This window comes from Allobosea sp. TAB14 (assembly GCF_052113865.1).
In the GTDB taxonomy this organism is placed as follows: Bacteria; Pseudomonadota; Alphaproteobacteria; order Rhizobiales; family Beijerinckiaceae; genus Allobosea; species Allobosea spartocytisi.
On record NZ_JBFRDQ010000294.1, the window covers coordinates 1 to 6,139 of the forward strand.

The following is a 6,139-nucleotide window of genomic DNA, read 5'->3' on the forward strand; positions in this document are numbered from 1 at the left end:
GTCTTCTCCTCGAAGGCGGCGCGCTCGGCCGGCGTCAGGTCGAGGATATCGACCTTGGCCGCACGCAAATAAGCCTCGCCCTCGTCCTCCGCCGCGTCATAGAGCGCGCCGATCTTGCGGGCGGCTTCCGGGCCGGTGGTCTCGTCGATGAGCTTGCGCAAATCGTCCGGCAGCGATTTGTAGCGTTCGGCGTTCATGACCAGCGCGAAAGTGCCGGCGGAAGCCTTGACCGGCGTCACCGACTTGATGCTCTCGGCCATCTGGAAGGATTTTGCCGCCTCGTAGTTGAACAGCATCCCCGCGATCGTGCCCTTGGCGAGCGCGTCCGAGAGCTCGGCCGGCGCGACGGCGGCGGGGCTACCGCCCCAGGCCTCGATGATCGCCGAGGCGATCGGCCCGTTGTGCCGGATGCGCAGGCCGCGCACGCCTGCGGGATCGCGCACCGCGCCCTTGTTGAAGAACAGGCTCACCGTCGGCGTCGCGATGAAATAGAGCAGCTTGGTGCCCTCGTGCTCGGCGGCGAGATCGTCGGCCATCCCGGTCACGATCGCGGACGCCTCTGCCGTGCTGATCGCCTTCGAGGCAGCGCCCTCACCCCGATTGAAGACATAAGGGAGCTGAGTGATCTCGGTCAGCGGGAAGCGGCCAGGCAGCGCGCCATGCAGGAAGAAGGCGATATCGGCGACGCCGGTGCGGGCGAGGTCGTATTGCCGCGGCATCGGCCCCATCTGCGCCGCCGGGAAGATGGTCAGCTTGAGCCGACCGTTCGAGCGCTTGGCGAGTTCCTCGCCCCATTCCTCCAGCTTCTTGTGGAGCTGATGGTTCGGCGGCAGGTAATGCGAGACCTTAAGCTCGATGGTTTGCGCGAATGCCGCCACCGACAAGGACAGGCTGAACAGCGCACCAAGCAGGGCGCCCACCACTCCTCGTATCATCGTTTCCTCCCCGGTTGTTTTATCGTTGGGTCTTCAGGCTGCCGTCGCGGATACCGGCGTGACGGCTCCCTTTTCGATGGTGCCGGTGACATGGGCGAGCAGCCCCGCCGCATCGGCCGGCAGGGCGTCGCCACGCCAGGCGACGTGCTGGTCGGGCCGGATCAGGGCGAAACGCGCGCCGTAACGCGCCGGCAGACGCCGGTCGGCCGGAGCGAGAACCGTCAGCGGGATGTCCAGAGCCGCGGCCCTGGCAGAGAAATCCGCCGCCTGCCCGGCCTCGCCCGCCGTGACCAGCAGCGTGAACCCATCTCCGAAATGGTCATAGAGCGACGAGTCGTCGGCCAGCCAGAGATGCGGGGCAAGGCAGCCGGGATGGGCCGAGGGCACATAGAGCATGAAATGCTCCGGCGGCGGCTCGCTGCCATCGGAAACGATGATCGGCGAATCCTCGTAGCGCGAGCCCAGCACGATGCCGAGCGTCCGGAATTCGCGCAGCTTGGTCGCCTCGATGATCTCGCCGACCTCGCGGCGCGTCGCCTCGCCGAGAGACCCCGGATCCTCCAGCCCCGGCCGGACGAGCTGGTTGCTGAGCACGCCGTAATTGATCACCGCTTCCGCGATGGTGCGCTCATGCACCTTGCGCCGCTCGGCCTCGTAGCTCGCCAGCAGTTCCGGCCCGCCCCAGCCCTGGAGCGTGGCCGCGAGCTTCCAGCCGAGATCGACGGCATCGCCGATGCCCATATTCATCCCGAAGCCGCCGAAGGGCGGATGCAGATGGCAGGCATCGCCCGCCAGGAAGACGCGGCCCTTGTCGTAGCGATCGGCGACGAGCTTGTGCGCCACCCACGGATCCTTGCCGACGATCTCGATTGCGAGGTCATGGAGGCCCGTGCCTTGCCTGATCAGCGCGACCGGGTCGACGCTCGCCGGATCGACATCGTTGGCGAGCTTGGTGACCATGAAGAACCACAAGCCCTCGCCGTCCATCGGGCCGAGCAGCGAGGGCAATTCCTCATTGACCATCCAGTACATGATCGCCTCGCCATGCGCGTGGCGGCGGGCGAGGTCGGGCGCGCGGAAGATGATGTTGTAGTTGCGCGAATAGGCCCGGTCGCCGGTCATCACCGCGCCGATCGCGTCGCGGACCAGGCTGCGCGCGCCATCGGCACCGATCAGGTAGGAACTCCTGACGCGGCGGACCGCCCCGGTCACGAGATCCTTCAGCTCACCCGTGACGCCGCTGCCGTCCTGCTCGAAGGCGGTCAGTTCGGTGCTGAAGCTGATCGTCACGCCGGGCAGCGAGGCGGCATGCTCGCGCAGGACTTCTTCCAGCACATATTGCGGCACCCATTGCGCCGATTCCGAATAGAGGTCGTTGCGCGCCGGGCTGCCGTTCAGCGCATTCTCGAAGCGCGCGAGCCCGGGGCCGGTCATCCGCGTGGCGAAGACGACGTTCGAGGGATAGTCGCGCGGGATCGGCGAGACCTCGCGCAGCCTGTCCGCGATGCCCCAACGACGCAGATGCTCGCGCGTGCGGACATTCGTCGTCTTGGCGCGCGGCGCATAGCCGACGCGGTCGTTGCGCTCGACCACGAGGCAACGGATGCCGCGGCGGCCGAGCTCGATGGCGGCGGCCAGCCCCACCGGGCCGGCGCCGGCAATCAGCACGTCGACATCCCAACCGCTGTCTTTCACCGCGCGCTCCTTCTGTCCTGCGCCGCACCGCCGCCCGTTCAGGCGGCGCTCCGCACGGCTTCTTCCTGGGCAATGGGGTTGACCAGCAGGCCGATGCCCTCGACCTCGACGGCGCCTTGAACTGGTACTCGCGCACCGAGCCTTCGTTGAAGACGGCGTAGCCGGCGACATGGTCGAGCGCACGGGCCTTCGGAACATGCTTGGCGCGCCGGCCGATCACCGCCGCGATCTCGCCCTCGTAATCGAGCTGATCGGAGAGGTTCGGGCGGATCATCGGTGCGCGGTGGCCGATCAGCGTCGTCGAGAAGCGGCCGAACAGCGTCGGATAATCCGGCTGCTTGAAGCCGCTCTCGGCCGAATGGTCGGCATAGTTCAGGCCGACGCAGATGATCTTGCCGGGGCGGGGCAGCACCGGCAGGAAGCTCGTCCGCTCCGGGTCGAGCAGCGCCGATGAAGGCGCCTTGTCGAGCGCGGCGGCGATGGCCGCCCGCGCCACCTCCCCGCCTTCGACGAAAGCGAGCATGGACCCCGGCAGGCCGGAACCGGCTTCCGAGAGATCGATGAGATCCTGGCCGCGATAAGCCGCGAGCCGGGCCTTGCCGTCGCGAAGAATGGTGGCGAGACGCATGAAGGCTCTCCTTCCAATGGGGTAAAAGGCACCGGTCGCCACTGCGGCCGGAGCGGAAGCGATCGGTGTCAGGCTTCGCCGAAAAGCACGGCGAGGCGTCGCTCGGCGAAGCGCCAGGCCCCGTCCGGCTCCTTGCGATAGCGGTCGGCGTATTCGCAGATCAGGAACGGCGCGGCCGCACCCGGCCCCGGCCCGTCATGGCGATAGAGCGTCAGCACGACGCAGCCGTGCGCCGCATCGGACGAGACCGGCTCGATCAGGATGTTGCTCTGGACATGGCGGGAGCGGCGCTCGCGCATTGCGGCACGTTCCGCACCCCATGTCGCGATGGCGGCACGCCCGAGCTTGTCCGGGCCGACGCCATAGAGCCCGGCATCCTCCGTGAAGAGCGCGCCGATGCGATCCGCCTCGCCATGGTCGATCAGCCAGGCATGGCGCTGGATCAGATCCTCGATCGCCGCACGATCCACTGGGTTCAACGACAGCGTCATCACGGGCGAGCCTCCGCCCACCGTCAGATCGGCAGGCCGAGATCGGGCGGCGCGCCGGCCGGCTCGTAGTCGCCCTTGCGCATGCCGGCATGCAGCGCATCGAAGCCCGAACCCGCCCTATGGGCCTGGTAGACGCGCTCGGGGTCGAAGAAGGTGCCGATCGGATTGGCCTTGAAGTCCGTCGAGGTCCGCATCCACTCGCTGGACTGCTCCCAGTCGCCGTAGGTATCGCATTGCAGCTCGACGAAATTGCCCTCGGGATCGCGGTAGTAGATCGAGATCGTCATGCCGTGGTCGAGGCTGAAGGCCGGCAGGATGCCCTCGTCGCGCAGCCGGGCATAGGACGACATCAAATCGTCGAAACTCTCATATTCGAAGGCGCTGTGATGCATGCCGTTATGGCTGCGCTTGTCGGGGTCGTCGCCGAGCCCGGGCGCCGACAGGAAGGCGACGCGGTGATTGGCCGCGTCATTGGTGGTCCAGGCATTGTTCGCATCCTGGAAATTCGGCGTGGCGCCGACGACTCGGCCATACCAAGCGACCATTTCGGCGAGCCGGCTGGTCTTGAAGGTGACGTGATGGAAGGCGGGCTTGATGATGTCCATGCGTTCCTCCTGCGGTGCCATTCTTCCCCGGAGGGCTGCGCCTGCGTTTTCGGTGGAACAGAGCTAGCGGAGGGAGATATACCTGAACAGATGACAAGAATGCCGGAGCGATCATCATCTGATATCGCTCGAGGCCCTTCGCGAGGGAGACGCGAGGATGAAGCTTCATCATTTCGAGGAGGTCGTCGCGATCGCCGAACGCGGCAGCGTCCGGGCGGCATCGCGCCATCTGCGCGTGGCGCAGCCGGCGCTGACGCGCAGCCTCGCGCTGCTCGAACGCGAGCTGGGCGCGCCCTTGTTCGAACGCCGCGCGCGTGGCGTCGTCGCCACCCCTTTCGGCCAGGCCTTCATCACGCGTGCACGTTCGATCCTGTCGGAGATCCGACGCACGCGCGAGGAGATGGAGCAGTTGCGCGGGGCGGGCACCGGCACCGTGACGGTCGGGCTTTCGATCGCCGCGCATCTGGCGCTGCTGCCGTCGAGCCTGCGGCCCTTCCGCCAGCGCTATCCGAACATCAAGCTGCATATCATCGAGGGCTTCTATCCCACGCTCGAAACAAGGCTGCGGGACGGCTCCGTCGATTTCTACATCGGCCCGGAGGGCGGCGCGCAATCTGTCCCCGAGCTCAGCCTCGAGGTGCTGTTCCAGAACCGGCGCGTCGTGCTCTGCCGGACCGGGCATCCTCTGGCGGGCGCGACGTCGCTGCGCGATCTCGTCGGGCAGGATTGGGTGACGACATCGATCACGGCAGACGACAGCGCCGAGATCAACGCGTTCTTCGCGCGCCACGACCTGCCGGCGCCGCATCTGGCCGTGCGCAGCCAGTCCGCCCTGACCTTGCTGACCTGTCTCGCCAACACCGACCTGCTCGCGATGGTGCCGGGCCAATGGCAGGATTTCGAGATGACCGGACAGGCCCTGACCACGATCAAGATCGCCGAGATGCTGACGGCTCCGGCGCTCGTGGTCGTGCGCCGGGCCGACCTGCCGCTCACGCCAGCAGCGCTTCACCTTCTCGACCYGATGCGGCGGGCGACGTCCCGGCTCGAGCCGCCCGGCAGGTTATCGCGCCCGACAGGAGACGCGGCGATCTAGAGCATTTCCGCGTTTATCCGAATCGCCGAGATGCTCTATCGCATTTTCTTCACGCGAACCGGTGTCCACTTCGCTCGAAAATGCTCTAGCGGGCGAGCAGAAGTGCCGTCAGCTCCTCGGGCGTTGTCGCGAGCGCGCCCGCCTTCGCGGCCAGGAGCGCGTCGGGATGGGAAAGGCCCCACCCGACCGCGATGCAGTCGATGCCGGCGCGACGGGCCGCCTCGACATCGCGAACCTCGTCGCCGACGGATATCGCCTGCACCGGCATCAGCTTCAGCTGCTTCAGCACGCGCTTGAATTTCGCCGACTTGCCGAAAAGCGACGCCCCGCTCTCATAGACATCGATCAAGGCCGCCGATCGGCCGAGGAGGGCGCGCACATTCTCTTCGCTATTGGAGGTGACRATCGCCAGATGCAGCCCSTGCCCCTTCAACAAGGCCAGGAGGCCACCGACCCAGGCATAGAGCTCGATCTGATCCAGATTCTCGGAGGCCAGGCTGCGCATATGCCTCGCGATGATCGGCAGCTTCCATTTCGGAACGCCGAGCGTCTCCAGAATCTGCAACGGTGTCTGCCGCCGGAGCTGCTCGCGCTCCTCTTCCGTCGTTTGCCGAAAGCGATAGCGCTGAGCGACCTCGTTGAGGACGCCATAGAACCACTCCACGCTGGTCGCGAGGGTTCCATCGAAA

General features: G+C 66.8%; 6 protein-coding genes and 1 pseudogene. 1 reads left to right on the top strand and 6 read right to left on the bottom strand.

All coding sequences use genetic code 11. The features are described 5' to 3' along the window. The 5 genes and pseudogenes from AB4Y99_RS26530 to AB4Y99_RS26550 all read right to left on the bottom strand — a co-directional run. Positions 1 to 920, bottom strand: a 920-nt coding sequence (locus AB4Y99_RS26530; protein ID WP_441525433.1) for a TRAP transporter substrate-binding protein, incomplete at its 3' end; no start/stop codon positions are given. A 48-nt stretch (positions 921 to 968) separates the two neighbouring features. Beyond that, the gene (locus AB4Y99_RS26535; protein ID WP_441525434.1) at positions 969 to 2,630 is read right to left on the bottom strand and encodes an FAD-dependent monooxygenase; all 1,662 of its coding nucleotides are present in this window, start codon (positions 2,628 to 2,630) and stop codon (positions 969 to 971) included. 166 nt (positions 2,631 to 2,796) lie between these two features. Next, positions 2,797 to 3,258 (bottom strand): annotated as a pseudogene (locus AB4Y99_RS26540) (fumarylacetoacetate hydrolase family protein); the annotation flags it as partial. Between the two features lie 68 nt (positions 3,259 to 3,326). Continuing rightward, complete coding sequence (locus AB4Y99_RS26545) at positions 3,327 to 3,749, bottom strand: nuclear transport factor 2 family protein (RefSeq protein ID WP_441525435.1); 423 nt, start codon at positions 3,747 to 3,749, stop codon at positions 3,327 to 3,329. Positions 3,750 to 3,772: 23 nt separating this feature from the next. Then, the gene (locus AB4Y99_RS26550) at positions 3,773 to 4,354 is read right to left on the bottom strand and encodes a VOC family protein (RefSeq protein ID WP_441525436.1); all 582 of its coding nucleotides are present in this window, start codon (positions 4,352 to 4,354) and stop codon (positions 3,773 to 3,775) included. Positions 4,355 to 4,511: 157 nt separating this feature from the next. On the opposite strand from AB4Y99_RS26550, the gene AB4Y99_RS26555 reads away from it, so the two are divergent. Then, positions 4,512 to 5,450 (top strand): LysR substrate-binding domain-containing protein, encoded by a 939-nt coding sequence (locus AB4Y99_RS26555; protein WP_441525437.1) that lies wholly within the window; start codon positions 4,512 to 4,514, stop codon positions 5,448 to 5,450. An 85-nt stretch (positions 5,451 to 5,535) separates the two neighbouring features. Here AB4Y99_RS26555 and AB4Y99_RS26560 read toward each other — a convergent pair. Next, a partial coding sequence (locus AB4Y99_RS26560) for an HAD hydrolase-like protein (protein WP_441525438.1) occupies positions 5,536 to 6,139 on the bottom strand: 604 nt, incomplete at its 5' end.

What these genes read in the sequence shown, in the direction of transcription:
- AB4Y99_RS26545 (WP_441525435.1), bottom strand. Translation starts at nt 3,749, where the DNA reads ATGACGCTGTCGTTGAACCCAGTGGATCGTGCGGCGATCGAGGATCTG.
- AB4Y99_RS26550 (WP_441525436.1), bottom strand. Translation starts at nt 4,354, where the DNA reads ATGGACATCATCAAGCCCGCCTTCCATCACGTCACCTTCAAGACCAGC.